This window comes from Bacillus cereus group sp. Sample62 (assembly GCF_036851315.1).
In the GTDB taxonomy this organism is placed as follows: domain Bacteria; phylum Bacillota; class Bacilli; order Bacillales; family Bacillaceae_G; genus Bacillus_A; species Bacillus_A wiedmannii.
On sequence record NZ_JAFLPK010000001.1, the window covers coordinates 2,179,313 to 2,206,092 of the forward strand.

A 26,780-nucleotide genomic window follows, 5' to 3' on the forward strand; every position below is an offset into this window, starting at 1 on the left:
TAAGATATTCAGGAGGGATGAAAATGGAAGAAAAAGAACAGTTAACCAGAATTGTTGATTTAGCGAGTGAAGTAAGGAAAGTATTAGTGCAAGAATCCTTTTTTAATCATCATCCTGAACTACGAGGAGTGATTGAAAATTTAGCGAGTGCTGTAGAGAATTTGGCGGAATTACAGAAAAATACAGATGAAAACGCTGAAGATCGATTGCGATATGTACTTGCTAAAATGAAAATTGCTCATAATGCCATTTTACAAGAGAAAAAAGCATTTCCATCTCATTAATATACGTTTTAATTTTGAACCTGGCGGATAACGTCAGGTTTTTTGTTTCTAGTTTTTCGTTTCTTTCATACACTAAGAATAGTATGAAAAAAAGAAGGTGACGAAGGTGAGATTACATAAAGCTCTTCAGCCAAGTTTTATAAAAAGAATGTACTATATGAGGTTTATCGGAAAGTTTACAAAAGCAGAGAGAGAGAAGAATGGAGAGAACTTCTTTGTACAATGCCTATCGCCAATACCATTCACGTTACAAGAGCAATTAAAAAATGAACCATACGTATTTGAAGGTTTATGTAGCAATAAAAAGAATGAAAAAGTCTTTTCGGAATTAAAGAAAAGAAAATTAGAAAAGCAACTGGTTATGTTTCGTCTCTATTATGAAAGAGGACATATATACGTGGAGTTAATTTGTGCAGAAGAACCACGAGAAATGGCCAATGGCTATAAAATGATTCCAGTACCTAAAGTTTCCGAATACAAAAAAGGAGAGTCTTTAGAAAGAAAACTTGGAAATGGCTATTTGTCATTTCTAATGCCAAAATATCCGAAAGACTTTGAGCCTCCCGAATTATTGTGGCACGATGGAAGGTTATATGGAAATATATCTTTAAAGTCATCATCAATTAGTTCAATCGCATATTTTGAACAGCAGCGGGAATGTAAGTATATAGACTTAAATGACTGGATGAAGTATGTGGAAATAGCGGTAGAAGATCAATTGTATTTTGTAAGCAATCACATGTATGAGCAATTAAAAAAACGAATGACTGAAGAAGGTAAGCATGTAGAAGTAGAGGAAATAAAAGTGCACAAGGATGAATGGGAATGGGATGAGCGTGAATCCGTCTTTTTACAGTATGTAAAAAGTTTTGTACGTAATAAAGGGCTATATTTGGATGAAACGGACATTTATAATTTCCATATAAGTGCGAAAACAAATATGTTGACGATTCTAGGTGGTATACCAGGCGCTGGGAAATCCCGATTTGTGCAAGCTTATGCAGAAGCACTTGGATTACAGTATGGGGAAGAATTGGTTTGGATTCCGATTTCACCATCGTATCAAGAACCACATGATTTACTTGGTTACCTTCACCCAAATGGTACTTTTATTGAAAGTGAAACAAAATTAGTTAGGGCGTTAATGAAGGCAAAAGAAAATCAAAATCAACTATATATAATCGTTTTTGATGAAATGAATATGTCACATATTGAGCATTGGTTTACTCCATTTCTATCTGTTCTTCAACTTGAAAAGCAAAACCGTATTCTAAATTTGTATGAAGGTGTACAAGGAAAAGAAAATCCAATTCCTTCAACAATTGAAATTGGTGAAAATATTATATTTGTAGGTACAGTAAATTTTGATGAAACAACGAAAGAACTCTCAGATCGATTATTAGATCGGACGAATTTAATAACGTTACAAAAGATTCCGTTTTGTGAGATGTGTATGGAACAAGAGAAAATTGTATTACAACCACCTCTGAAAGTAACTGCAGGAGAATTTCGTATAAGCTGGGTCAGGAATAAAGCGATGATTGAGGTGTTTTCTGAAGAAGAGTTAGAACTATTAGATAAGTTACATGTTGTATTGTCATCACATGATATGTCAAAGGGAATTTCATTTCGATGTGCAAACGCAATCGCTACTTACTTGCAAAATATACCGTTCCAAAATAATCATTCCTATATGATCAGTAGAGAAGAGGGATTTGATTTACAAATCAAGCAACGTGTATTGACGAAAATAAGAGGTACTGAAATGATGGTTGGGTCTTTACTTTCTGAAGACGTAAAAAGGGGGGCGACATTACTACCTCTTTTGCAATCGCCACTTGCAAACAGAGTATCTACATTTGAACACTCTTTAGCATATATAAGAGAAAAGCGTAGAGAACTGGAGCTGTATGGCTATGCAAAATGAAGGGCGATATGAAACAGAAATCGTTGATACGAAAGAAACACTCCCTTTTGTATTAAAGTTAATCATTGGAACTGAGGCAAAGGGGGAATATATTTTATTAAATCGTCTTTGTACATCTACTACAGCATTAGTTCAATGTATTTATAAAGTACAAGAATTAAAACCAATTAGATTGCATTACCATTATGAAAGTCCAATGAATATTACTTTTATATGGAATAAAGTATATGAGGGACAGAAAAATATAAAAGAGTCAAAATATGAAATAAATGAAAAAAAACAAAAGGTATTAATATATGAACATGGAAAAACGGAATTCTTTTATCCATGGCGTTGTGGATTATATCATTTTGAAGTGAATATAGAAGATAGAACGTATTATGGCGCATTTCAAATCGTTCCCAAAAATTTTTTTGATGATCAATTTGAAATGATTCAAAACTATGTAAAGTCAATTTTGAATGAGTTGATTTTAGATAGAGGTTATTATAAAAAGACTTTCTCTGCACTTAGTGATATTGAAGATTCTTCTTATTTAGTGTTACTTAGAAAGTTGCCGCAAAAAATGAAAAAGATAAAGCAAATTTTTAAGAAAATAGAATCGAGTTCAAAATTTATACATGAATATAAATGGGAAGAAAAAGAGCGGAAAGCAACGAGAAAAGGAGCGATAGTGGCGGAAAGAAAACCGTATGCCAAATATTATAATCGCAAGTTTATAGAACAAAAAAATAGTAAGGAAAATGCATTTCTTAAATTTAAAGCGATGCAATTTTATTTCTATTTACTTGAAGCTGAAAGTTTTTTGAGCCAAACAATTGAAATATTAGAAAGAGCAAAAAGGAAGAAATCAGAAGAATTTCAAGCTGTAAAAACGATTATACAAACAATTGAGCGTAATGGATCAGTGACCGATAGAGAGAAACAAAAGTATAAAAATATTCATTTACTAAAAGAGGCGGATTTGCGAAAAAGCTCTATGAAGATACAAGAATATAAAATATTAGCGCACTTTGTACATGAAAGTGTACAATACTTTCAAACTTTAATGCATTCTCCATTTTGGAGAGAAGTTTCCGAAACAGGTAACATGTACTCACATAATTTACCGATACCACATCAACAACTACTACAGCATTTAGATGTACTTCCACAATATACAGAACAATCTCCATCTTTATTATTTGTTTATAAACCAACATTTTTAGTGTATGAATATTACGCTTTTTTTATCGTTATTTCCATGTTAGAGCAAATTGGTTTTGAGGCTAGAAATTCCATTCGTGAACAAATTCAAGAACATTTTTATGTAGATGGATTACAGGATGGAACGACAGTAGTTTTACACCGAGATGATATTAGAGTACATGTCGCATTTAATGATTTAATTGAAACTCATCCCCTTATTGCATTAAGTAAAGGGAGTAATTTTTATAATGGAGAAGATACGAAGAAGCCAGACATTCGCTTAGACTGTTATGTAAAGGAAGAAGGGAAATACGTATATCAATCTTCTATTATTATTGAAGTGAAGTATAGCCCAATGTACAACATTTTTCAGCACGTTGGAAATACGAAGGCAACTGAGCAAATGTATAAGTACTGGTCTATAAAATATGTAGAAGAACAGGATGGAAAGAGAGTCTATTATCGAAGGGCCATTTATGAAGTTATTTGTGTATATCCAGGAAGTCATATGCATAGTAAAAAAATTGAGTCTGGATGTGGTGTGTTTTTGCAATTATATCCATATAAAACGAAACAAGGGGAAGAGAAATTAGCCGGAAAACATGGAATGGTACAAATTTTTGAGAAGTGGTTAAAAAGCATGAAGAAGTAAAAAAATCCTTTTTTATAAAGGATTTTTTTTGATTAAGAAGAAATATATGCTGTATGGAAGACAACTTTATACGATTTGAATTTGAAAGTAATATAAGTATGTTGTTAGAAGAACGGTACATGAGGGATAAAAGACGATTAAGATGGAATTTAATTCGTTTTACAGAATATAATAAGTCATAAATATTTTTAGTTGCATACGAAGATTTGTTCTTATATGATAGATAGTGAAAGCGTTATCAAAAACAGAGCGGCGATGGGAAAGGCGGGTAAATATGTTCCAGCGTGTTCAAACAAAAGAAGAACATTTTTGGTTCGAGCAACTATGGGGAGATTTTTGTGAAGAAAGAAACTTAATGTTCGTAGAACGTAATTTAAATCCATCACGATTTTTATTAATAGAAGATGAACATCATATTGGTACAGTAGAATGTATTAAGTATACGGAACCAGAGCAATCGAATTCTGAGTTTTTCTATCCGTTTTCTAAAAATGATTTAGTGAAAGATTTGAAAAATGTGTATGAAATAGGCAAGTTGAGTATTGCGAAAACGTCTCGTGGGAGAGGACACTTCAAAAGACTAACAGCTATTTTATTTATGCATGCATTAGAAACGAAAGCAGAATGGTATATTGCAGCAGTGACAAAAAGAATGTATATGTATTTATTAACACTCGGTTTCCCAATTGAACCGGTAGATAAGCCATTTCAGTTTCATGATACTTTACAAGGTGTACCAGTGCGAATTCATGCTCGAAAAGGGGCTACGCATTTGTATTCTTTAAAAGAATTTCGAGATGTGATTCAAGGGAATGCTCATGCACAGGCATTAATCGCAGAATACAGTAAAAATATTATGTTGACAAAATAAAGCGAAATGAATATATATAATAAAGAGAATGCTATTTTAATATGAAGTCATTCTTCATGAAAAAAGACCCTTATTATTTTAATAAGGGTCTAAAAATTATAATCCAAATATACTAAAAATCATTTTGCGGCGCTTCGGCTTCTTTTCTCGTTCATATGTTGGTTTTGAATCGGGAGTAATATATATTGGTTCTTCTTTCTTCAGGGAAGCTTCTAGCTTTTGAATTCGCTCTAACATTTCCTCCATTTCACGGCGATGTTGTAAAAGTTGGTACGTAACAACATCATTTGCCTTATCTTGCATTTGTTCTTCCATTCGATCTAGCCTTCTCGTAATAGTGTTTAATTGAGCTGCTAATTGCTCAAATTCATGTGATGATTTGTCTTGAACAATTGTATTTACTTGAGTTTTTAATTCTTCAACATCATTTGATGATGTTTTTTGAGTAGGGTGAGAGTTTTGAGACTGCTCTATTTGTGAAAGATGGAATTCTAACATTTGATCTAAATCTTCTTGTGTGAAAATAAAGTGACCATATTTATTTTTTTCTATCGTAAGATTTAATTGTTGTGCAATCCGGACAACAGCCTTTGGGCTAACACCTAATTTTTTTGCGATAAATGGTGTTTTATATTCCAAAATAATCCCTCCTATATATATCCTGTTGAATGATTTCGATCTATGAAGGAAGTTCCCTTCTAGTGTGACAAAAGAAGTGTGGAATCGGCAAAGAAAGTGTTTTTTCACGAAATGAAGCTGTGAAGAATATATCGTGTATATAAAAACGTTTTATCTTAAGATTTAGAACTATTTGACTGATGGAAATGAATTAGATTATCATAATGATAAATATCTTTTTTATGTATGCATATAATATATAAAAAGGTGGTTGCTAATGTAGAATTTTGTTAGAGTATTAGAATGCTTACTTCACTTGAATAAAATTAAGTAGGAGGTGGCTTCCTTGCTTACAACGTAAGTAAGGAAAAGTATTTGGACATATATAGTATAAGTATAGTGATTGTTTTAATTGCCTTAACGGCATTTTTCGTTGCAGCAGAATTTGCAATTGTTAAAGTGCGAAGTTCACGAATTGACTATTTAATTGCAGAAGGAAATAATCGCGCAATATCTGTCAAAACAGTCATTACAAACTTAGACGAATATTTATCTGCTTGTCAGTTAGGAATAACAGTTACAGCTCTGGGGATTGGGTGGTTTGGTAAACCGGCGTTAAAGCAAATGTTTGACACGCTTTTTGTAAATTTGAACATTTCTACTCAACTAGCAGACATGTTTGCTGTAATTTTAGTGTTTTTGTTTATTACATTTTTACATGTTGTAATAGGGGAATTGGCCCCAAAAACATTCGCGATTCAAAAAGCTGAACAAGTGAGTTTGTTTGTTGCTAAACCGTTAATTTTCTTTTACCATATGGCGTTCCCATTTATTTGGATCCTAAATGGATCAGCCCGAATTATTACGAAGTTTTTAGGGCTGAAACCACCGAAAGGGCACGATGAGGTTCATTCAGAAGAAGAATTACGGTTGTTAGTTTCAGAAAGTTACAAAAATGGAGAGATTAATCAGTCTGAATATAAATATGTAAATAAAATTTTTGAATTTGATGATCGTATAGCGAAAGAAATAATGGTACCTCGAACTGAGATGCATATTATAAGTAAAGAAATGCCTGCTGAAGAAGCTTTGCAAAAAATGTCTCGGGAAAAATATACGAGATATCCAGTTGTAGATGGGGACAAAGATCACGTAATAGGCTTTGTAAACTTTAAAGATATTTTCACAGATTTTGTGCAGCATAATGCAGTAAGTAATAAGAAAGTAGAGCAATATATTAGGCCAATCATTTTAGTTATCGACTCTATCCCAATACACGACTTATTTTTAAAAATGCAAAAAGAAAGAACGCATATTGCTATATTGATAGATGAATATGGTGGTACGTCTGGACTTGTTACAGTTGAAGACATTTTAGAAGAAATAGTGGGAGATATTCAAGATGAGTTTGATACGGATGAACAGCCAGAAATTCAACAAGTTAGTGAAACGAAAACAATACTAGAGGGAAAAGTGCTTGTTAGTGAAGTGAATACGTTATTAGGTTTAACGATTGACGATAATGATGTTGATACAATCGGTGGTTGGATTTTAACGAAGAATATAGAAATTGCTGAAGAGGATTTCATTGAAATTGAAAATTATAAGTTTTGCGTGAAAGAATTAGATGGGCACTATATAAAGAGACTAGAAGTTACAAAAACTGTAGAATCAATTGTTATTTTAGAAGATGAAAAACAAATTCCATTTCAAGAACAAATTAGTTCGTAGACTCTGCTATATGGCAGGGTTTTTTTGAGCATAATGTTTTTGGCAGAATAAGGGCTATGATACAATGGCATAAGTCAGACCTTTCACTAGGTGAAATATTGTTGTATACATATATTTGGAAGGGGAAGAATTATGAAAAAGCATTTATATATAAATGGAGATTGGAAGTCTGTAAACACGTACAAACCATTATACGCACCATATTCTGAAGAAACGTTAGCGGAAATTGCACAAGGAACGGAAGAAGATGTACAAGAGGCTGTTACTGCTGCAAAAAATGCAATGAAAAAAATGAATACATTATCTGCATATGATCGTGCGACTATTTTAGAGAAGGTTGCACAAAAAATGGATGAAAGAAGAGAAGAATTTGCAGAGATTATTGCAAAAGAGGCTGCAAAACCAATTCGTGCTGCGAGGGGAGAAGTAGATCGTACCGTTCAGACATACAAATTTGCAGCGGAAGAAGCGAAGCGTATATACGGCGAGACACTGCCACTTGATGCAGCACCTGGTGCAGATGGGCGTATTGCATACACAATACGAAAACCGATAGGGGTTATAGGAGCTATTACACCATTTAATTTCCCATTAAATTTAGTGGCACATAAAGTCGGCCCTGCAATTGCTGCCGGAAATACAGTTGTGTTAAAACCAGCTGATCAAACGCCATTATCGTCTTACGCATTAGTTGAATTATTTGAAGAGGCAGGATTGCCAAAAGGAGCTTTAAATATTATTTCTGGTCCCGGTTCAACTGTAGGTGAGGCGATAGTTACAAATGATGATGTTGCTTCCATTACTTTTACGGGAAGTCCGAAAGTTGGAATTGGAATTAAGGAAAAGGCTGGATTAAAGCGAGTTACGTTGGAACTGGGATCAAATGCTGCTGTTATTATTGATGAAGATGTAGAATTAACAGATGAATTAATTGAACGTGTAAAATGGGGAGCATTTGTCAACAATGGACAAGTTTGTATTTCGGTACAACGTGTTTTTGTACATGAAAAGAGAATGGATGAATTTCTTTCAAAGCTAAAGAAAGCGATGGAAACAGTTGTTGTTGGGGATCCATTGCTGGAAGACACGGACGTATCGGCTTTAATTTCGAAAAAAGATGTAGAGCGAATTGAAATATGGGTGCAAGAAGCTATTAAAGAAGGTGCTACTCTTTTATACGGTGGTAAGAAACGTGATGCAAGGATTTTTGAACCAACTGTATTAACAAATGTTCCAGAGTATGTATCTGTTCAGTGCCAAGAAGTATTTGGTCCACTTATGACAGTAAATACATTTAAAGAATTTGATGAGGCAATTGAGCAAGTAAATCATTCACGTTACGGTCTACAAGCAGGTGTGTTTACAAATAATTTGTTTAAAGCAATGCGTGCAATTGATGAGCTAGAGGTTGGTGGTGTCATGATTAATGATATTCCAACGTTTAGGGTAGATCATATGCCTTACGGTGGTGTTAAGGAAAGTGGTACGGGGCGTGAAGGAATTAAATATGCAATAGAAGAAATGACAGAAATGAAATTAGTGTGTATTAAAAAATAAAGTGGATCGAGCTTAAGCATCCTAATAAAAAACGAGCAGGAAATGTTTACGATTCCATACTCGTTTTTTTATTGTTTGTTTTACGTTTCTCGGAACGATTTAATTTAACCAAGTGTACCTTTTACTTCATTTCTTGTTTGAAAATAGCATCTTCTACATAAATTTGTTCTTTGTCAATAGCAGTGCTATGAGATAATACTAAACCGATTGGTGTTTCTATGCCTTTATTTTGAACAATTGTAAAAGGAACATTTTTTTCATTTGCTAATTTAATGTATTTTGATAAATGTGGGTAAGCAATGCCACCATTTAGGAATATTTGTAATGATTGAGAAGAGCGCATGCTACTAGCTACTTCAGAATATACATTACTTTGCATTACTTGACCGATAGTTAAAGCGATTTCTACACGCTCACGTAATGTAGTTAAATACATATTACGTTCTTCTGGTTTGTTCTGCTTTTGGCCGTAAATGCCTTCTTGGAGATAATCTTCCACATTTTTATTTACCATATTTTTCACACCTTTCATTTTCTATTGTACGAAAGAATGAAGCAGGATGCAAAAAAAAGTCGCATTGAATGTAAAAAACTTTGAATGAAAGGAAGGAAAATGGAATGTATCAATCCAAACAATTAATAAAGACATTAAAAATTTTATCAACACATATTAACAAAATGTGACAATAATCTATTAACGAATCGCATTTTTTGTGTTAATATTCAAAATATAAAGGGTATTCGTCGCATGGAAATGGAGGGAATGGGGGTTTTTCCAATCGATAAGGATATTAAAGAAGTATTTTGTTCGCACTTGAAAAACAACAGGCACCAATTCGTTGAGAACTGGAAAAACAAAATGATAATTTCCAATAAAGATCCATTTAAACTAGAAGCAGTTCAAAATGGAGAGGATTTATTAGAGTTAATTATCGAACTTACTATGGAAGAAAAAGATATAGATTATCTTCAGCCATTATGCGAGAAAATTGCTATTGAACGTGCAGGGGCAGATGCGAATATTGGAGACTTTGTTTATAATGCAAATGTGGGAAGAAATGAACTTTTCGAAGCGATGTGTGAATTAGATGTTAGCGCACGTGAATTGAAACCGATTATGGCCCAAATACATACTTGTTTTGATAAATTAATTTATTATACTGTTTTAAAATACTCGGAAATTATATCAAAAAATTTAGAGGAAAAACAGCAATATATTAACGAAACACATAAAGAAAGGCTGACGATTTTAGGGCAAATGTCAGCAAGTTTTGTACATGAATTCCGTAACCCACTCACTTCAATTATGGGATTTGTTAAATTATTAAAGGCAGATCATCCAAGTTTATCTTATTTAGATATTATTTCGCATGAATTAGACCAATTAAATTTTCGTATTTCGCAATTTTTACTCGTATCGAAAAAAGAAATGTGGAATGAATCAGAACAATTTTGGCTTAATGATTTGTTTCAAGATATTATACAGTTCTTATATCCGAGTTTGGTCAATGCAAATGTTTCGATTGAAAAGAATTTACCGTATCCAATTCCACTTGTTGGCTATCGGAGTGAAGTGAGACAAGTATTTTTAAATATATTAATGAACTCAATTGACGCTCTAGAATCAATGAAAGAAGAGCGGAAAATTATCATTGATGTATTTGAAGAAGATCAATCGATTCGAATTGTGATAAAAAATAATGGGCCAATGATTCCAGCTGAAAGTGTAGAAACGATTTTCGAACCATTTGTAACTACTAAAAAGTTAGGAACTGGTATTGGATTATTTGTATGTAAACAAATTGTAGAAAAACATAATGGGTCCATCATGTGCCGTTCAGATAACGAATGGACAGAATTTCAAATTGTATTTCAAAAATAAACAGTCTACACCAAATGAATGGTGTAGACTGTTTTAATTCGTAAGTATAACGGCTTCTAATTTAGGATCTTTAGTTGAATAACCTAAAAGTGAAATTGTATATACGATGTTCGGTTCGACTTTGAAATTCGGTATAGTTAGTAAGACGCTGGGATTATCGGCGAGTGAAACTTCAATATCTGCTGTACCAGGACTAACTTCCAAAAAATCTGTTATTTGTTTAAAGAGTACATTTTCAAATAAATGATCTCCACCTTTTAAATCTATATTTACAACAGGGGTATCTGGAGAAAAATGTGCAAAGCGTATTTTTGCTTGACCAGCTGGTAAATGTGTATTATCAAGCATAGGTTGTAATTGTAGATGATTGTCACTATTTATTGCGGCAAAAGTATAAGTGTGATTCCCCATTATTGGTACTAAAGCTGAAAAGATGGGAGTTTCATTTCCAACAGGGACGATATCTATACGGTATTTACCTTGCACTAATGTTAAATAGGGACTAAATTGTTTAAATGAAATATTTTTAATAACCTTTTGCCCGTTTACTAAAATGTCAACCGCAGGTGTATTTGAAGCAGAGTGAAAAAAACGTATGTGTGACGGTAAAGCAGCTTCTTGTGAATCTCTTTTTTCATACGCCTGTACAAGTTTCGTAATCGCATCGTAATATTCCATATATAGTTCTACATATTTTTTCGGATTTTTAAATTGATAGTAACGAGCGAGCTGTTCGTAACGTGCAGCTTCTTGTCCATATTTTTCGATTTCAGATTGAGACATGAATATTCCTCCTTTGTCATCATTAAAACTATATGCTTAACAAGAAAGAGGTTATGCGAAAAAATTGTTTTTTGAAGGAGAAAAGTTGAAAATTAATAAAGAGTATTGCTTATGGATAAGTGTTTTTTAGGCGAAAGAGCCTTATAATTTTCTAGAGTATACAGCAATATATCATCTATGTTGGATGATGATGTACCGATTACAATGTATATTTCGAAATAAAAAACCTTAAGAGCGTATGAAGTAACATATCGAAAACATGTCCAAAAATCCTTAGGAAACTAGGGATTTTTTTAATAATGGGCAAATACACATACAAAGTGATAATTGTCCTACATAAATTATAAAGGAAAGGTAGTTTAAATATAAGGAAAGGAATGAAATATTGGGATGGGGATATCCCAAAAGGAATTGTGAGTGGAGTTATGGACGATTTTGTACTTTAGGATGTAGGATGACTTTTGAATTTGTAACATTATTTTTTCTATTTACGTTAGCAAGTGGCAGTATTAACCGATAAAAGAGCGTCGTGCCGAACTGATTAATGTGGTTAATCGGTTCTTTTTTTATTGTATAAAACGGAGGAGAATGTATGTGAAACATTGGTTTATATAAAAATAATTGCTATGCATTTAGTGGGATTAATTGTCGATATTTGTTTGAAAATATGCAATATAAAGTAGGAGAATAGGAAGGAGTTTAAAGGGAGTTTCGTCGAAGTTTACACAATGTCGGCAATTGAAGGAAGCTGATATTATGTTGAGAAAGTATGTAGTGAAGCGTTTATTTTATATAAAGGAGGGTTATTCGAGCGTATAGATAAGGGTTGGTCTTTAATTTAAGTTCTGAATTTTCTGTTTTTGAAATTAATATTTAGCACTCATTTGTATATTTTATAATAGTTTTTTGATAAAATCACTGCTTTCGCAGAGGGTTCTTTTTTATGAAAGAAACGTCAATTTTCTTCATATATATATACAAATTGGAGAAATGGGGGAGCGCTATGCGCGATTACTTAATTAAACCACTTGTTGGTCAGCCGTATCCAATGATTTCACATGGAAAAGGTGTGTATTTGTATGATCAAAACGGAAATAAATATTTTGATGGCTCATCAGGGGCAATTACGGCAGGTATTGGGCATGGCGTAAAGGAGATTGCAGATGTTATAAAAAAGCAAGCAGAGGAGATTGCTTTCGTTTATAGATCACAGTTTACGAGTGAACCAGCTGAAAAATTAGCGAAGAAATTAAGCGATTTAAGTGTAGGAGATTTGAACTGGAGCTTTTTTGTGAATAGTGGTACGGAAGCAAATGAAACAGCTATGAAAATTGCAATCCAGCATTTTCAAGAGCGAGGTATTCAAGGGAAGCATAAAATTTTGTCACGATGGATGAGTTATCACGGTATTACGATGGGGGCCTTATCAATGTCTGGGCATCCACTGCGCAGACAACGTTTCGTGTCAATTTTAGAAGATTATCCAACTATTCCAGCTCCATATTGTTTTAGATGTCCGGTGCAAAAGGTATATCCAACTTGTCAGCTTGCTTGTGCGACTGAACTAGAAAGATCTATTGAAAGAATTGGTGCAGAACATATCGCAGCTTTTATCGCTGAACCGATTATCGGAGCAGCTGGAGGCGCAGTCGTTCCGCCGAAAGAATATTATAAAGTCATTAAAGATATTTGTAGTCATTACGATATTTTATTTATTGCTGATGAAGTAATGACAGGGCTTGGTCGTACTGGCGCATGGTTTGCGATGGAGCATTGGGGTGTAGAACCGGATATTATGACTCTTGGTAAAGGTTTAGGAGCTGGATATACACCGATGGCAGCGACGATTGTAAGTGACCGTGTTATGGAGCCAATTTTACGTGGGTCGCGTTCTGTAATGAGTGGGCATACGTTAAGTGCAAATCCATTATCTGCAGCAACAGCTCTAGCTGTTATTGAATATATGGAGAAACATAATCTACCTGAAAAAACAGCAGAAAAGGGAGAGTATTTAATAAAAGGACTACAGAAAGTTCAGCAACAATCGACAATCATTGCTGATGTGCGCGGAAAAGGGTTGCTGATCGGAGTAGAATTGCAACCGTTTACAAAAGCGTCGGAACTTATCTCGGTTGCAGCTAAAAATGGTCTTCTTTTATACCAAGCTGTTTCAGGGCAAGCAGGAAAAGAAGATAGTGCACTGCTTGTAGCACCGCCGATGACAACTACATATTCCGAGTTAGATGAATTACTTTCAATTTTTGCAAAAAGTGTAGAAGAAATGATGCAAAAAGGAGGGCATAGTATCGCATGACAACTATTACGAATACATTCGATAAATTAAAAGAGATAGAGGAAGTACTTTCTTTGTTCCACGATGATATGACATTAATGTTTGGGGGATTTGGGGGGATTGGATCCCCTCCATCTTTAATACAGGCGATTTTAGAAAAAGGAGTTACAAATTTAAATTTAATAGGAAATGACACGGGATTTCCTGATGTAGGAATTGGTCGTCTTGTTACGAATGAAAGAGTGAAATCATTAATTACTTCACATATTGGTTCAAATCCAAATGCAGGAAGACAGCTAAATGAAGGGCGGTTACAAATCGAGTTTTCTCCTCAAGGAACATTAGCAGAGCGTATTCGCGCTGGTGGTGTAGGACTTGGAGGCGTATTAGTTGATGTAGGTGTTGATACGATTGTAGAAGAGGGAAAACGTACAGTTGAAATGAATGGCAAGACATATTTAGTTGAAACAGCATTAACTGCTGAGGTTGCAATTGTATATGCGAAAAAAGCGGATCCGTTTGGTAATCTTGTGTTTGATAAAAGCGCGCGTAATATGAATCCTCACGTAGCTATGGCAGGTGATATAACGATTGTAGAAGCAGAAGAAATCGTTCCACTTGGAAGTTTAGATCCAGAAGAAATTGTTGTCCCAGGAGCATTTGTAAATTATATCGTACCGTCGGAAGGAGTGAATTGGAAATGGGTATGGGCGTAGAAGTGAGAGATAAGATTGCTAGACGCGCGGCGAAAGAAATACAAAATGGTATGATTGTAAATTTAGGTATTGGTATACCATCGCTTGTACCGAATCATCTTCCTGACGATATAAACGTTATGTTTCATGCGGAAAATGGAATTGTAGGTATGGGACCTACGCCAAGCAAAGGGAATGAAGACGAAAATTTATGTAATGCAGCAGGTTTACCGACTTCTCTTATTACAGGAGCAAGTTATTTTGATAGTTGTACAGCTTTTGGGATGATTCGAAAAGGTTTACTAGACATAACAATTCTTGGATCATTACAAGTAAGTGAGAATGGTGATTTAGCGAACTGGATTGTACCAGGAAAACGCGTTCCAGGTATTGGGGGAGCGATGGATTTGGCACAAAAAGCGAAGCGGGTCGTTGTTGTGATGAATCATGTTGATAAATATGGAAATGCAAAAATTGTTTCGGAGTGTACATTACCATTAACTTCAAAGAAATGTGTAGATTTAATTATTACGGATATGGCAGTTATGGAAGTGACACAGGGTGGACTCGTTTTACAAGAATTAATGAGCCCATACACAGTGGAAGATATAAAACAACATACAGAAGCTGATTTTAAAATTGGCTCTAACTTACTAGTAATCGAATGAGGGGAGATGTAATATATGGAGCAATTAAAAAAGAAAATTTGTAATTATATCGAGAATCATGAAGAGGAAAGCGTAAAATTTTTAAAACGATTAATTCAAGAAAAAAGCGTATCTGGTGATGAAAGTGGTGCGCAGGCAATTGTGATTGAAAAATTACGTGAGCTAGGTTTAGATCTTGATATTTGGGAACCTTCATTTTCTAAAATGAAAGATCATCCTTATTTTGTATCACCGCGTACAAGTTTTTCAGATAGCCCGAACATAGTGGCAACTTTAAAAGGAAGTGGCGACGGGAAATCTATGATATTAAATGGACATATTGATGTCGTACCAGAAGGAGATGTGAATCAGTGGGATCATCACCCTTATAGTGGTGAGCAAATAGGGAATCGTATATATGGTCGTGGAACAACGGATATGAAAGGTGGTAATGTCGCACTGATGCTTGCGATGGAAGCCATTATTGAATCTGGTATTGACTTAAAAGGAGATATTTATTTTCAAAGTGTAATTGAAGAAGAAAGCGGCGGGGCAGGAACATTAGCGACTATATTACGAGGATATAAAGCAGATGGTGTCATTATTCCAGAACCAACAAATATGAAGTTTTTCCCGAAACAACAAGGGTCCATGTGGTTTCGTCTACATGTGAAAGGCAAAGCAGCGCACGGTGGAACGCGTTATGAAGGAGTAAGTGCAATTGAAAAAAGTATGTTTGTTGTAGATCATTTGAGAAAATTGGAAGTGAAGAGAAATGACCGAATTACAGACCCGTTATTTAAAGGAATCCCGATTCCAATTCCAATTAATATTGGGAAAATTGAAGGTGGGAGCTGGCCAAGTTCTGTTCCTGATTCATTAAATTTAGAAGGAAGATGTGGTATTGCGCCGAATGAGACTATAGAGGCAGCAAAAGAAGAGTTCGAGAATTGGATTGCTGAATTAAATAATGTGGACAATTGGTTTGTTGAAAATCCTGTAGAAGTAGAATGGTTTGGAGCAAGATGGGTTCCTGGCGAACTAGAAGAAAATCATGAGTTAATTACGACACTCGAGCATAATTTTGTTGAAATCGAAGGGAATGAACCGGTTATTGAAGCATCTCCATGGGGGACTGATGGAGGTTTATTTACACAAATCGCTAACGTACCAACGATAGTATTTGGTCCAGGAGAGACGAAAGTAGCACATTATCCAAACGAATATATAGAAGTTGATAAAATGATAGCTGCCGCAAAAATTATTGCATGTACATTACTAGATTGGTGTGAGGTGAAAAAATGAAATACTATGAATCTTTTAGAGAACAGACGAATGGCTATACAGTAGAAGGCGTTTTAGACTATTTTAATAAACGTATTCGAGTAGACCACTACACAGGAAATATTGAGAGGATTATCCAAACAATTGACGAATTAGCAGAGAAGCATTCTTTCACTAAATGTATTATTAAAGGAAAGGGAGAGCATGTTTCTACATGGCTCTCTTTCGGTTTTTTATTGGAAGCAACAATACCGCATTATTTTCAAGGTCACGATGCATACTTCTTCGTGAAATTTATTAATGATGAAAGGCGAAATAGTATTCATTGGGCTGAGGAAGATACCATTTTAAGTGGTGTTAAAGCAAAAGAAGTAAAGGAAAAAATAGTCCCAGAGAAATTTTTATTAAGAAAAGCGACAGAAGAGGATGCGGAAGAATTAGCAGCTGTCTTTGGAGAAGTATTTGAAGTTTATCCGACGCCTTTAAACGAAGCGAGTTATGTAAAACAAACGATGAAAGAAGACGATACAATATACTATGTGTATGAATTCGAGGGGAAAATAATTAGTACAGCATCTGCAGAAATGAATATAAAAGAAGGAAATGCAGAATTAACGAATTGTGCTACTTTACCCGAATATCGTAAACATGGGTTTATGAAAAGTTTACTAATTAAGTTAGAAGAAGAACTGCAAGAAAAATCGATTTTCTGCTCCTATACAATTGCTCGATCGCTTTCTTTCGGAATGAATGCGGCCTTTCATCAGTTAGGTTATACGTATACAGGAAGACTGGCGAACAATTGCTACATTTTCGATAAGCTGGAAGATATGAATATATGGGTGAAAGATTTGTCTAAATAGTACGGTATAAAAAATAGAACGGAATCGTCATGCTTATAATCGCATATAGGTATGCCGGAAATTCGGCATGTTATTGCTGGATTTTCGGCAAAAGGGGGGATGACATTGCTAGCAGTTTCGACACAAGAAGTCATTGAAGCGATTTTGGGCAGTATTGATGAGGCTATACACGCAGTAGATGAAAATGGTATTACAATTTTCTATAATACTGTAGCTGCAAAACACGATGGGTCAAAAATTGAAAAAGTGTTAGGAAAACATTTGTTAGAAGCGTTTCCTTCTTTATCTAGGGAAACAAGTACGTTAATGAAAGTGTTAGATACAAAAAAACCAATCGTTCATCAAGTTCAGCATTATCAAAATTTAAATGGGGAAGACATTTGTACAGTAAATACGACGTTACCTATTTTTATAGATGGAAATATTGCTGGAGCTGTTGAAATTGCTAAGGATTATTCCACAGTTCAAAAACTTACGGATACAATTGTAGATTTGCAGTCAAAAATAAAGCGGTCATCTAGAAAAAAAGCAATTAAAAAGCATGTTGCATTTGAGACGATCGTGACGGATGATGCTCGATTTAAACAGACGAAAGAATTAGCACAAAAAGTAGCGCCAACTGATGCAAATGTTTTAATATATGGGGAAACAGGAACAGGGAAAGAGTTATTTGTACAAGCGATTCATGAAGATTCTAAACGGAAGAACAAGCCATTTATTGCACAAAACTGCGCAGCTTTGCCAGAGTCGCTATTAGAAAGTTTATTGTTCGGAACGACGAAAGGTAGCTATACCGGGGCAATTGAACGAGCGGGGTTATTTGAACTTGTAGATGGTGGGACATTGTTTTTAGACGAACTGAATTCAATGCCTCTCGATTTACAAGCGAAAATGCTACGTGTGTTAGAAGATGGTGTAATTCGTCGAATTGGTGATAATAAGACGAGAAAAGTAGATGTTCGCGTTATTACCGCAATGAATCAGCCACCAGAAGTATGTTTAAGAGAGAATAAAATTCGTACTGATTTATATTATCGATTAAATGTCTTTTCATTATATATTCCGCCGCTACGTGAAAGAACTGAGGATGTATTATTATTAGCGTCTTATTTTTTGAACGAATATAATAAAAGTTATAAAAAAGGTGTACTTCAAATGGATAAGGAAGCGAAAGAAAGACTACAAGCTTATCAATGGCCTGGCAATGTTCGTGAGCTAAAACATACGATTGAACATGCTGTCATTATTGCAGAAGGGGATACATTAACAGCCAATTGTTTACCGCGTACATTTCGGAAAGAGGATCTGCCAAAGAAGAAGAGCATATTGCCACTTAGAGAAGCACTTCATCAAACGGAAAAGGAATTAATAGATCAAGCGTTAATTGAAACGGAAGGGAATATATTACAAGCTGCAAAAATGTTAGGTATCCCTCGCCAAACGCTTCAATATAAATTGAGTAAGTACGACAAAACCGCCGAATAATTGGCGGTTTTTGTGTGTTTGCACCAATAAAAGCGTGTTTACATATATAAAAAGTAATGAATATGATAGTATGTATGGATTTCATACAGTGCTTACAAATATTTTTTTGTTTATGTAATAGCGTTCTCCATACATTTACTTATCAATAATGTAAAGTTGGCATAACTATTGCTTATATAAAGGATGAGCGTATAAAAAGGGGGAATAGCAATGTTACATGATGTATACAAACCAAATCGTCACTGGAAGGATATCGAGTTGTGGAAGGATGTTACTGAAGAGCAATGGAATGACTGGGTTTGGCAATTAACGAATACGATCAAAACTTTGGATGACTTAAAGAAAGTGATTAATTTAATACCTGAAGAAGAAGAAGGCGTTAAAATTTCAACAAAAACGATCCCGTTAAATATTACACCGTACTATGCTTGGCTAATGAATCCTGATGACCCACGCTGTCCGATTCGGATGCAATCTGTACCGATCTCGGAAGAGTTATATAAAACAAAATATGATTTAGAAGATCCGCTTCATGAAGATGAAGATTCACCAGTTCCAGGGCTAACACATCGTTATCCAGACCGCGTATTGTTCTTAGTAACGAATCAATGTTCTATGTATTGTCGTTACTGTACACGACGTCGTTTTAGTGGACAAATTGGAATGGGTGTGCCGAAGAAACAATTAGATGATGCAATTGGTTACATTCGTGATACACCACAAGTACGAGATGTTTTAATTTCTGGTGGTGACGGTCTTCTTATTAACGATAAAATTTTAGAATATGTATTAAAAAATTTACGAGAGATTCCGCATGTCGAGATTATTCGTATCGGAACGAGAGCGCCGGTAGTATTCCCACAACGTATTACAGAAAACTTATGTAACATTATTAAAAAATACCATCCAGTATGGTTAAATACACATTTCAATACTTCTATTGAAATTACAGAGGAATCGAAAAAAGCATGTGAAATGCTAGCGAATGCTGGTGTTCCAATTGGAAACCAAGCAGTAATTTTAGCTGGTATTAACGACAGCGTTCCAATTATGAAAAAACTTATGCATGACTTAGTAAAAATTCGTGTACGCCCATACTACATTTATCAATGTGACTTATCTGAAGGTATTGGTCATTTCCGTGCACCAGTATCTAAAGGTCTTGAAATTATTGAAGGTTTACGTGGTCATACATCTGGTTATGCGGTTCCAACATTCGTTGTAGATGCACCAGGAGGCGGCGGAAAAATTGCGCTTCAACCAAACTATTTAATTTCGCAAAGTGCAGATAAAGTTGTGCTTCGTAACTTTGAAGGTGTTATTACAACGTATCCAGAGCCAGAGAGCTATATCCCAGGAAGAGCAGAAGGGTACTTTAAAGAAATCTATCCAAACTACGAAGAAAAACGTTCAGATGTTGGTATCGCAGGTCTTATGAGTGATAAGAAATTTAACCTTGTTCCAGACGATTTACAGCGTATGAGCCGTCGTAAAGACTATGAAGGTAATGACACTCATGCATCACTAAAAGATAAACGTGATAAGCGTGATCAACTTAAAGATAAAAAGTATCAATCTCAAATGGCTAAATTAGAAGAAAACGACAAAAAAAATGAGGGTGATGCAGTATGAATTGTATGTGGTGTGACAGTACAGAAGCGAAAGAAAGCTTGAATACTGTATATTGGGAATTACCAGATGGTACGAAAGCCATTGAAATCCAAGAGACACCATGCATTTCTTGTTCCTCATGTGGTATGGACTATCAAGCAGATCAAACAGTGAAAGAAATAGAAGATCAATTGTTTCTAATTTATACGAAAGATTTACCAAAGCAACTAACATATGAAGAATTAATGGGAAGACCACGTCTATTAAAAAGAAATTATTTCGACTTTTAACCAGCTTTTATGCTGGTTTTTTTCTTTTTTGCCTTGTATAATGTATCCAAGTTAGAAAGGTAGGGAATATTTTTGAAAAAGCCATTTTACCACTATATGATGAAGTATCGTGCAGCTTTATTTAGTAATGAAGTATCGAATTTAGCAGAAGCAATGTATGATGATTTAAGCTTTCCAAAGCAATCTGAAGATTATGATGAAATTAGTTCATACTTAGAGTTAAGTGGATTGCTAGAAAGTATGTCTATATTTGATGAAGCTTGGGATTTATACATACAAGAGAGATAAGAACTATATGAAATTTTTGACGTGAAGCTAGTCTATTTGCTAGCTTTTTTTACGTTGTAAATAATTTTTTTATACGGTGATATTTTTTATTGAAAAAATTTATGAATATACGCTTCTGTGATAAGCGTTTTTATGTAGGTTGCATATACTGTTATCAAAATCACGACGTTAAAAAAAGGAGAGATATAGATGGCGAGAAAAAAGCAACCTAAATATAACGTAGGGGACATAGTCGTGATTACGCTATATGGAACCGTTGGTAAAATCACAAATATGAAGGTTTTAGATGGAGTTTACGTTTACGAAGTCAATAATCACGATGGGTTTTACGTAGAGCAAACGTTGCAGCACGTTTCAGAGCAAGATATGAAAAAAGGTGAAACTGAGTGGATTGAATTAAATTATAATTTCACATTTGGTGATCTCGTGCAAGTAACAGGATACGATAAAGATGTGTTTCGAATTGTTGGTTTTCGTACAGAAGTATGGAGATATAAAAATGACGCATGGGAAGATACTATATACGAATTGTCACGAATTACGGATGGTGAATGGTTAGAAGCGGATGAATCAGATTTAACGTTACTTGCTAATGCTCAAACGGCAAATGCAATTTTGAAGAAAATGAAACAAGATAAAGCTGGTATGAATAAATTAGATTTAGGAAAATTAAAGTCAATTAACAACTCAAAAAAAGTGAGTGTTAAGACAAATCGTCAAGAGATCATTGATGGATTACTTGATATTTATAACGATTATCAATTGTTATTCGATACATTTAAAGATGAAGAATACAAAATTGTTATGGATGTTGTTCATAATTATTTAGTTAAATTGACAGAGAAAAAATAGTTAACTAGAAAGAGAGAATGAATTGAACAACAACATATGCAGTATAAGGTATGCCTACAATTATTAAAAAAATAAAAAGCCATTTAATAAGAGAGTCTGCCCATTGATCTTCATGCATGAACTCTTCTTTTGTTTGCCCTACTTCTTGTTCTACCTCATATTGGTATTCCATAATTAAATCCCCCTTTTTGATAGCTTGTACTACCATCGTATGCATCTCGTCCAAAGGATATGACCTATAAAAAAAGAAAAACTATTTTTCTAATCTCATATACATAATTTTGAGATTTTTTCATAAAACAGAAATAAAGGAGTGATGCTCATGAAGGAAATTGAGGTCGTAATTGATACGGAAGAGATTGCGGAGTTTTTTTATGAGCAACTAATTGAAAGAGGGTACGTCCCAAAACGAGAAGAAATTGAAGATCTCGCAGATATTACATTTGAGTATTTATTAGAGAAATGTATGATTGATGAAGTTTTTGATGAAGAGGATGAGTGAAAGTAACGGCGGGCTTAACTCGTCGTTTTTTACTCTTTACAAACTTGTCACAAATATAGTCGGAAATTATTGGTATAATTAAAAGAAAATTTTACTCAAGAGGTGAAGGGATGTTCAAAAAAATTATTGATTCTTTATTAGGTAGGAAAAAAAATCGTTCGTATTCTAGTAGTGATTATCGCCATAGAGGTCGCTCTTATTCAAGTAGCGATTATAAACGACGTTCATCTGGTTATGGGCATCAGCATTATAAAAGAAAACGTAAAAGTCGTAGCTTCTTTTCAAGTAGTTGATGAAATGGCGTCGTATACTAGCTTTATTTGATAGACCACTGCGAAAAAATACAATCGTTGCAGAACGTTATAAAATTGAATCAGTAATTGGAATGGGCAGTTATGGGGTTACATATGTCGTTAATGACTTACAAATAAATAGATATAAAGTCTTAAAACAATTAAGACAGAGTAAACAAAGATATGAGTCTGGTAGAAAATCATTTGAACAAGAGAAAATGATTTTACAAACATTAAATCATCATGCAATTCCTAGTTTATATGATCATTTCGTATGGGAGAAAAAAAGCTTTTTCGTGATGGAATATATGCCTGGTAAAAATTTCGAAGATTATATTTTCTTAGATGGGCATGCATATACAGAACGTGAAGTTTTAAAAATTTTATATGAAATATTAGAAATTGTATCGGTGTTTCATAGTAAAGGTATTATTCACCGAGATTTACGCATTCCAAACATATTAATGAAAGAAAACCAAATTAGTATTATTGATTTTGGATTAGCTAAATTGAAGGGTGAGGGTGATGAACGAGCTACAACTTATGAAGGTGAACAAGCTTTGATGCGAGAAGTTCAGTTTCGTAGCGATTTTTATGCGCTTGGTCATTTCTCGTTATTTTTATTATATGCAGGCTATGAATCTAATGAAAAACATGAAAAACCATGGTATGACGAATTAACTTTGGAAAATTATAACCGTGAGATGCTTATGCGAATGTTACAAATAAAAACGCCGTACTATGAGAATGTACAAGATTTAAAAAAAGATATAGCTTTTGCTTTAGAAAGGATGGAGGTTCCGTGTTTCAAAAGTTTTTAGCAAGTGTTGGTATTGGTAATGCAAAAGTAGATACAGTTCTTGAAAAAGATGAGTATATTGTTGGAGAAGAAATGCTAGGGAAGGTTCATATAACTGGTGGTTCAGTTAGCCAACAAATTGAAAGCATTTACTTAACGTTATCGACGTCGTATGTACGAGAAGTGGATGATAAAAAAGTAACAGCAACATATGATTTAGAGCGAGTTCGTTTAACAGAACCTTTTTCTGTTGAGCCGAATGAAAAAAAAGAAATTCCATTTTCATTTATAATGCCAGTTGAAACGCCGCTTACACTTGGAATGAAAACCGTTTGGGTACATACAGGTCTTGATATTAAACGCAGTATAGATCCAAGTGATCGTGATTACATTCAAGTGTTGCCTAATGCACTATTAAATAGTGTGTTAGAGAGTGTAAATCAATTAGGTTTTAAAGCGCGTCATATAGAATGTGAAGAATTACCGTATCGATTACGTAAGCAAGTTCCGTTTGCACAAGAATTTGAGTTTGTTCCTGTTTCCGGAGAGTATTATGGGAAATTAGATGAACTAGAATTATTAATCTTACCAAGCGCTTACGATCGCTTAGAAATTATTATGGAAGTAGACAGAAAATCTCGCGGATTAGCAGGTTTATTTGCGGAAGCGCTTGATCTTGACGAGAAAGTGGTTCGCTTTACAGTAACGAACGAAGATATTCCAACAATGCAAGAAAAAATTAACAATTATATTTTTTAATAAACTATGCATAAAAAAGAGATGGAGAGGAAAACTAAAACAACCGCTCCATTTTTTTGCATAGTGAGGTTATGTATGTGAAACGATATCGACATTTATACTTGTTAAGTTTTACGCTACTCATTTGTTTTGTCGTATTATCACTTTCGTATCATACCGCTTGTATTGAGAAATTTGACAATATAGTCGCGCATTTTATTCAAAGCTTTCGAAACGATTACTTGACAGCCTACTTTACTTGGGTGTCTTTTATCGGTTCCAAAAGAATATATTTTCCGTTACTCATCATTCTTGTAATGTATTTTCTCGTTAGAAAAAAGTTACTTAGTGCATTACTTCTAACAATTAATTATTATGGATCTCGTTATTTAAACAGTATGCTTAAACTATGGTACGAACGAGCAAGACCTGATGTAACGCAGCTTGTTACTGCAACTGGATATAGTTTTCCGAGCGGTCATACGATGAATGCTACTGCTTTTTTAGGATTTATTGCATACGTCACAATTACAGAAGAACGTATTACATTGCATAAAAAATTGTTGATTATTTTTATAGCGAGCTTTGTTGTATTATCTATTTCAGTTAGCCGAATATATCTTGGCGTTCACTATCCATCTGACATATTAGCAGGATGGGCAGCTGGCGGTAGCTGGCTCGTTTTATGTGTTATATTTCATAAAGCGTTCATTAAAAAAGAACCTATGTCATAATAGGTTCTTTTTCCATTGGTTCAACATGAATGTGTGCATGGTAAATGCCAAACTTTTTCCGGAGCATAGCCTCGATGTTATCAGTAATACAATGACTTTCACCAACATCTATACGAGCATCTACTTCAATTGTAATATCAACGTACGTTTGATTACCGTACATACGAGCGCGAATATCTACGATGTTTTCCACGCCACCAATATGTTCAATAGCACCAGCGTATTCTTCCATCTTATCTGGATCGATTCCATCCGTTAACATATGAGAAGCTTCTACGAAAATCTCCCATGCAGTTTTACAAATAATAAGGCCGACAATTAAAGCGGCAATAGGATCTAAAATAGGCATTTGGAACTGCGAACCGACAATACCTACTACTGTACCGATACTTACGAGTGCATCTGATAAATTATCCTTTGCAGCGGCTTCTAATGATTTGCTTTTTGTGCGCGCTGCAATCTTTTTCGTATACAAATACACAAAGTACATAACGACAGCAGAAAATAAGGCTACCCATGCAGCAAGTACATTAGGCGCTGCTTGTTTCGGATTAAAAAAAGATTGAATGGCACTAATAACAACTTCTAAACCGACCGTTGCCATAATAAAAGAAGCAACAAGTGATGCAATTTGTTCTGCGCGTGAATGCCCATAAGGATGATCTGGATCACGAGGTTTACGAGAGATTTTTAGACCAATTAATATCGCTAAAGAAGCACCGATATCCGTTAAGTTATTTAAACCGTCAGCACGTAATGCGCTAGAGAGGGTAATATAACTGATGATGATTTTCATAGAGGATAAAAATATGTAGGCCATAATGCTGACAATAGCACCTTTATCAGCTTCTTTATGAGAAAGAGTATCCATTTTAATCACTCACCTTTCTACAAGGAATTTCTTTCTATAAATAGAGTACCAAACGAAACTCGTGTGGGTCTATACAAACATTGTTGACGTTTTTTAGGTTTTTAAGAAGGGGATAACAAAGTTTCGTGAAGGAAAAATATGTTGTAAAGTGCAAAGTTAGGGTGTGAAATCAATTGGAATTTATTTACAATTAAAAGGTAGGAGGGTAAGAGGATGAAAAAACTATTATTTTTCTTACTATGTATTGTTCTTATAATGACTGGGTGTAATTCATCATATATCGAAAATGTGAAGGAACATAATATTTCTAAAGTATCCATATCTACTTTTAATGGCTACGGTGGATTAAATGAAAATTATTTTCTAAACATAGAAGACAAACAAATAATCAATGGAATTAATAATATGGTTAATGGCATGAAAAAACAAAAGAGAAGAGGTGAAATACCACAATACGATTTACTAATTACATATGAAAATAGTGATACGAAAGGTATACATTTATACCTCGGAGATGAAGGGGAAAGGAGTGTAATTATGTACATTGGCCATGAAGACACTGTTTATTACACTTCTGAAGAAATGACGAAACAACTTCGAAAGATAATTGTGAAAAAAGATTAAAACCCTCTAGAAATTATTTTTCAGAGGGTTTTAATCTTAGTATGCTTCTAAAAACTCAGTAACTTGCTCTTCAGTTTTTGCATTAGCACTATGTAAGTGGCCTAGCTTCTCACCATTTTGATATACAAGTAAACTTGGAATACCCATTACTTGATACTCTTCAGCGATACTAGGGAACTCATCTTTATTAATAGAATACCATTCAAACTTATTGAACTCTTCCATTACATCTCCGATAAAGTTGTCCATACGAACGCAATCTGGGCACCATGTAGTAAAGAACTTAACAACTACTGGCTCCTCGCTTGCGATGATGTCTTTGAATTCCTGTTCAGATTTGATTTCTTTCATGTTTTTTCTCCTTTTTCACTATCAATATTTTGGGTTATTTAGTTGGTGTATTTGCTGTGAACTGAAA

29 protein-coding genes are annotated in these 26,780 nt (G+C 34.3%); 23 read left to right on the forward strand and 6 right to left on the reverse strand.

What is annotated here, in order from left to right:
• Window positions 1-23 precede the first annotated feature (23 nt).
• The 4 genes from J0835_RS11035 to J0835_RS11050 all read left to right on the forward strand — a co-directional run bounded on the left by J0835_RS11035 (window position 24) and on the right by J0835_RS11050 (window position 4,922).
• Window positions 24-284, forward strand: coding sequence for a LemA domain protein (locus J0835_RS11035; RefSeq protein ID WP_087980313.1), 261 nt, complete (start codon window positions 24-26; stop codon window positions 282-284).
• Between the two features lie 106 nt (window positions 285-390).
• Entirely contained in the window at window positions 391-2,211 is a 1,821-nt protein-coding gene (locus tag J0835_RS11040; RefSeq protein WP_046959329.1) for an AAA family ATPase, read from the forward strand.
• Window positions 2,201-4,051: a hypothetical protein gene (locus tag J0835_RS11045; RefSeq protein WP_087980314.1), complete on the forward strand. Its 1,851-nt coding sequence runs from the start codon at window positions 2,201-2,203 to the stop codon at window positions 4,049-4,051. The genes J0835_RS11040 and J0835_RS11045 overlap by 11 nt, the downstream gene beginning before the upstream one ends.
• A 274-nt stretch (window positions 4,052-4,325) precedes the next feature.
• Window positions 4,326-4,922, forward strand: coding sequence for a hypothetical protein (locus J0835_RS11050; RefSeq protein WP_000487799.1), 597 nt, complete (start codon window positions 4,326-4,328; stop codon window positions 4,920-4,922).
• Window positions 4,923-5,018: 96 nt separating this feature from the next.
• On the opposite strand, the gene racA is transcribed toward J0835_RS11050, so the two are convergent.
• Window positions 5,019-5,561, reverse strand: coding sequence for a chromosome-anchoring protein RacA (gene racA / locus J0835_RS11055; RefSeq protein ID WP_000456016.1), 543 nt, complete (start codon window positions 5,559-5,561; stop codon window positions 5,019-5,021).
• Window positions 5,562-5,915: 354 nt separating this feature from the next.
• On the opposite strand from racA, the gene J0835_RS11060 reads away from it, so the two are divergent.
• Both J0835_RS11060 and J0835_RS11065 read left to right on the forward strand, forming a co-directional pair.
• The gene (locus tag J0835_RS11060) at window positions 5,916-7,271 is read left to right on the forward strand and encodes a hemolysin family protein (RefSeq protein WP_087980315.1); all 1,356 of its coding nucleotides are present in this window, start codon (window positions 5,916-5,918) and stop codon (window positions 7,269-7,271) included.
• 132 nt (window positions 7,272-7,403) lie between these two features.
• Window positions 7,404-8,828, forward strand: a complete 1,425-nt coding sequence (locus J0835_RS11065) for an aldehyde dehydrogenase family protein (RefSeq protein WP_087980316.1) — start codon at window positions 7,404-7,406, stop codon at window positions 8,826-8,828.
• Window positions 8,829-8,949: 121 nt separating this feature from the next.
• On the opposite strand, the gene J0835_RS11070 is transcribed toward J0835_RS11065, so the two are convergent.
• Window positions 8,950-9,342 carry a YueI family protein gene (locus tag J0835_RS11070; RefSeq protein WP_064477333.1) on the reverse strand — a complete coding sequence of 131 codons (393 nt, stop codon included), beginning with the start codon at window positions 9,340-9,342 and terminating at the stop codon, window positions 8,950-8,952.
• A 234-nt stretch (window positions 9,343-9,576) separates the two neighbouring features.
• Between J0835_RS11070 and J0835_RS11075 the strand changes: the two genes are divergently transcribed.
• Entirely contained in the window at window positions 9,577-10,710 is a 1,134-nt protein-coding gene (locus J0835_RS11075; protein WP_087980317.1) for a BA2291 family sporulation histidine kinase, read from the forward strand.
• 33 nt (window positions 10,711-10,743) lie between these two features.
• Here the strand turns inward: J0835_RS11075 and J0835_RS11080 are convergent, their stop codons facing one another.
• Window positions 10,744-11,493: a DUF4397 domain-containing protein gene (locus J0835_RS11080; RefSeq protein ID WP_087980318.1), complete on the reverse strand. Its 750-nt coding sequence runs from the start codon at window positions 11,491-11,493 to the stop codon at window positions 10,744-10,746.
• Between the two features lie 1,003 nt (window positions 11,494-12,496).
• Here J0835_RS11080 and J0835_RS11085 point away from each other — a divergent pair.
• From J0835_RS11085 to J0835_RS11130, 10 genes are all read left to right on the forward strand, one after another.
• Window positions 12,497-13,807, forward strand: coding sequence for an aspartate aminotransferase family protein (locus J0835_RS11085; protein WP_001205889.1), 1,311 nt, complete (start codon window positions 12,497-12,499; stop codon window positions 13,805-13,807).
• The gene (gene atoD / locus J0835_RS11090) at window positions 13,804-14,502 is read left to right on the forward strand and encodes an acetate CoA-transferase subunit alpha (RefSeq protein ID WP_087980319.1); all 699 of its coding nucleotides are present in this window, start codon (window positions 13,804-13,806) and stop codon (window positions 14,500-14,502) included. Before J0835_RS11085 ends, atoD begins: the two co-directional genes overlap by 4 nt.
• A complete protein-coding gene (locus tag J0835_RS11095; protein WP_087980320.1) occupies window positions 14,487-15,149 on the forward strand; it encodes a CoA transferase subunit B in 663 nt (220 codons plus the stop codon). The genes atoD and J0835_RS11095 overlap by 16 nt, the downstream gene beginning before the upstream one ends.
• Window positions 15,150-15,164: 15 nt before the next feature.
• Entirely contained in the window at window positions 15,165-16,433 is a 1,269-nt protein-coding gene (locus J0835_RS11100) for a peptidase (RefSeq protein ID WP_087980321.1), read from the forward strand.
• The gene (ablB, locus tag J0835_RS11105) at window positions 16,430-17,275 is read left to right on the forward strand and encodes a putative beta-lysine N-acetyltransferase (RefSeq protein WP_064477329.1); all 846 of its coding nucleotides are present in this window, start codon (window positions 16,430-16,432) and stop codon (window positions 17,273-17,275) included. The genes J0835_RS11100 and ablB overlap by 4 nt, the downstream gene beginning before the upstream one ends.
• Before the next feature lie 99 nt (window positions 17,276-17,374).
• On the forward strand, window positions 17,375-18,760 hold the full coding sequence (gene rocR, locus J0835_RS11110; RefSeq protein WP_087980322.1) for an arginine utilization transcriptional regulator RocR: 1,386 nt from the start codon (window positions 17,375-17,377) through the stop codon (window positions 18,758-18,760).
• A 210-nt stretch (window positions 18,761-18,970) separates the two neighbouring features.
• Complete coding sequence (ablA, locus tag J0835_RS11115; protein ID WP_076537487.1) at window positions 18,971-20,392, forward strand: lysine 2,3-aminomutase; 1,422 nt, start codon at window positions 18,971-18,973, stop codon at window positions 20,390-20,392.
• The gene (locus J0835_RS11120; protein ID WP_000995761.1) at window positions 20,389-20,661 is read left to right on the forward strand and encodes a YokU family protein; all 273 of its coding nucleotides are present in this window, start codon (window positions 20,389-20,391) and stop codon (window positions 20,659-20,661) included. Before ablA ends, J0835_RS11120 begins: the two co-directional genes overlap by 4 nt.
• Window positions 20,662-20,733: 72 nt before the next feature.
• On the forward strand, window positions 20,734-20,949 hold the full coding sequence (locus J0835_RS11125) for a YozE family protein (protein WP_087980323.1): 216 nt from the start codon (window positions 20,734-20,736) through the stop codon (window positions 20,947-20,949).
• 189 nt (window positions 20,950-21,138) lie between these two features.
• Window positions 21,139-21,801 (forward strand): hypothetical protein, encoded by a 663-nt coding sequence (locus J0835_RS11130; protein ID WP_000101496.1) that lies wholly within the window; start codon window positions 21,139-21,141, stop codon window positions 21,799-21,801.
• 4 nt (window positions 21,802-21,805) lie between these two features.
• Here J0835_RS11130 and J0835_RS11135 read toward each other — a convergent pair whose 3' ends face one another.
• Window positions 21,806-21,973 (reverse strand): DUF3930 family protein, encoded by a 168-nt coding sequence (locus tag J0835_RS11135; protein ID WP_000456535.1) that lies wholly within the window; start codon window positions 21,971-21,973, stop codon window positions 21,806-21,808.
• 150 nt (window positions 21,974-22,123) lie between these two features.
• On the opposite strand from J0835_RS11135, the gene J0835_RS11140 reads away from it, so the two are divergent.
• From J0835_RS11140 to J0835_RS11160, 5 genes are all read left to right on the forward strand, one after another.
• Window positions 22,124-22,303 (forward strand): YozD family protein, encoded by a 180-nt coding sequence (locus J0835_RS11140; RefSeq protein ID WP_000658451.1) that lies wholly within the window; start codon window positions 22,124-22,126, stop codon window positions 22,301-22,303.
• 110 nt (window positions 22,304-22,413) lie between these two features.
• Window positions 22,414-22,596 carry a hypothetical protein gene (locus tag J0835_RS11145; protein ID WP_000473373.1) on the forward strand — a complete coding sequence of 61 codons (183 nt, stop codon included), beginning with the start codon at window positions 22,414-22,416 and terminating at the stop codon, window positions 22,594-22,596.
• Complete coding sequence (locus tag J0835_RS11150; RefSeq protein ID WP_087980324.1) at window positions 22,596-23,417, forward strand: serine/threonine protein kinase; 822 nt, start codon at window positions 22,596-22,598, stop codon at window positions 23,415-23,417. The genes J0835_RS11145 and J0835_RS11150 overlap by 1 nt, the downstream gene beginning before the upstream one ends.
• Window positions 23,399-24,154, forward strand: a complete 756-nt coding sequence (locus J0835_RS11155; protein WP_087980325.1) for a sporulation protein — start codon at window positions 23,399-23,401, stop codon at window positions 24,152-24,154. The genes J0835_RS11150 and J0835_RS11155 overlap by 19 nt, the downstream gene beginning before the upstream one ends.
• Window positions 24,155-24,231: 77 nt before the next feature.
• Complete coding sequence (locus J0835_RS11160; RefSeq protein WP_000833364.1) at window positions 24,232-24,867, forward strand: phosphatase PAP2 family protein; 636 nt, start codon at window positions 24,232-24,234, stop codon at window positions 24,865-24,867.
• Here J0835_RS11160 and J0835_RS11165 read toward each other — a convergent pair.
• Complete coding sequence (locus tag J0835_RS11165) at window positions 24,857-25,738, reverse strand: cation diffusion facilitator family transporter (protein WP_140386742.1); 882 nt, start codon at window positions 25,736-25,738, stop codon at window positions 24,857-24,859. The genes J0835_RS11160 and J0835_RS11165 overlap by 11 nt on opposite strands.
• Window positions 25,739-25,951: 213 nt before the next feature.
• Between J0835_RS11165 and J0835_RS11170 the strand changes: the two genes are divergently transcribed.
• The gene (locus J0835_RS11170; protein WP_087980327.1) at window positions 25,952-26,362 is read left to right on the forward strand and encodes a hypothetical protein; all 411 of its coding nucleotides are present in this window, start codon (window positions 25,952-25,954) and stop codon (window positions 26,360-26,362) included.
• A 36-nt stretch (window positions 26,363-26,398) separates the two neighbouring features.
• Here the strand turns inward: J0835_RS11170 and J0835_RS11175 are convergent, their stop codons facing one another.
• Complete coding sequence (locus tag J0835_RS11175) at window positions 26,399-26,713, reverse strand: thioredoxin family protein (RefSeq protein ID WP_000658777.1); 315 nt, start codon at window positions 26,711-26,713, stop codon at window positions 26,399-26,401.
• Window positions 26,714-26,780: the final 67 nt, after the last annotated feature.

Excerpts from the sequence above, each read along its gene's own strand:
- J0835_RS11075 (WP_087980317.1), top strand. The coding sequence starts at position 9,577 with ATGGAAATGGAGGGAATGGGGGTTTTTCCAATCGATAAGGATATTAAA.
- J0835_RS11120 (WP_000995761.1), top strand. The coding sequence starts at position 20,389 with ATGAATTGTATGTGGTGTGACAGTACAGAAGCGAAAGAAAGCTTGAAT.
- J0835_RS11135 (WP_000456535.1), bottom strand. The coding sequence starts at position 21,973 with ATGGAATACCAATATGAGGTAGAACAAGAAGTAGGGCAAACAAAAGAA.
- J0835_RS11070 (WP_064477333.1), bottom strand. The coding sequence starts at position 9,342 with ATGGTAAATAAAAATGTGGAAGATTATCTCCAAGAAGGCATTTACGGC.
- J0835_RS11100 (WP_087980321.1), top strand. The coding sequence starts at position 15,165 with ATGGAGCAATTAAAAAAGAAAATTTGTAATTATATCGAGAATCATGAA.
- atoD (WP_087980319.1), top strand. The coding sequence starts at position 13,804 with ATGACAACTATTACGAATACATTCGATAAATTAAAAGAGATAGAGGAA.
- J0835_RS11165 (WP_140386742.1), bottom strand. The coding sequence starts at position 25,738 with ATGGATACTCTTTCTCATAAAGAAGCTGATAAAGGTGCTATTGTCAGC.
- J0835_RS11035 (WP_087980313.1), top strand. The coding sequence starts at position 24 with ATGGAAGAAAAAGAACAGTTAACCAGAATTGTTGATTTAGCGAGTGAA.
- J0835_RS11095 (WP_087980320.1), top strand. The coding sequence starts at position 14,487 with ATGGGTATGGGCGTAGAAGTGAGAGATAAGATTGCTAGACGCGCGGCG.
- J0835_RS11045 (WP_087980314.1), top strand. The coding sequence starts at position 2,201 with ATGCAAAATGAAGGGCGATATGAAACAGAAATCGTTGATACGAAAGAA.
- J0835_RS11130 (WP_000101496.1), top strand. The coding sequence starts at position 21,139 with ATGGCGAGAAAAAAGCAACCTAAATATAACGTAGGGGACATAGTCGTG.
- J0835_RS11065 (WP_087980316.1), top strand. The coding sequence starts at position 7,404 with ATGAAAAAGCATTTATATATAAATGGAGATTGGAAGTCTGTAAACACG.
- ablB (WP_064477329.1), top strand. The coding sequence starts at position 16,430 with ATGAAATACTATGAATCTTTTAGAGAACAGACGAATGGCTATACAGTA.
- J0835_RS11050 (WP_000487799.1), top strand. The coding sequence starts at position 4,326 with ATGTTCCAGCGTGTTCAAACAAAAGAAGAACATTTTTGGTTCGAGCAA.
- J0835_RS11145 (WP_000473373.1), top strand. The coding sequence starts at position 22,414 with ATGTTCAAAAAAATTATTGATTCTTTATTAGGTAGGAAAAAAAATCGT.
- J0835_RS11140 (WP_000658451.1), top strand. The coding sequence starts at position 22,124 with ATGAAGGAAATTGAGGTCGTAATTGATACGGAAGAGATTGCGGAGTTT.
- rocR (WP_087980322.1), top strand. The coding sequence starts at position 17,375 with ATGACATTGCTAGCAGTTTCGACACAAGAAGTCATTGAAGCGATTTTG.
- J0835_RS11170 (WP_087980327.1), top strand. The coding sequence starts at position 25,952 with ATGAAAAAACTATTATTTTTCTTACTATGTATTGTTCTTATAATGACT.
- J0835_RS11150 (WP_087980324.1), top strand. The coding sequence starts at position 22,596 with ATGAAATGGCGTCGTATACTAGCTTTATTTGATAGACCACTGCGAAAA.
- J0835_RS11085 (WP_001205889.1), top strand. The coding sequence starts at position 12,497 with ATGCGCGATTACTTAATTAAACCACTTGTTGGTCAGCCGTATCCAATG.
- J0835_RS11080 (WP_087980318.1), bottom strand. The coding sequence starts at position 11,493 with ATGTCTCAATCTGAAATCGAAAAATATGGACAAGAAGCTGCACGTTAC.
- J0835_RS11175 (WP_000658777.1), bottom strand. The coding sequence starts at position 26,713 with ATGAAAGAAATCAAATCTGAACAGGAATTCAAAGACATCATCGCAAGC.
- ablA (WP_076537487.1), top strand. The coding sequence starts at position 18,971 with ATGTTACATGATGTATACAAACCAAATCGTCACTGGAAGGATATCGAG.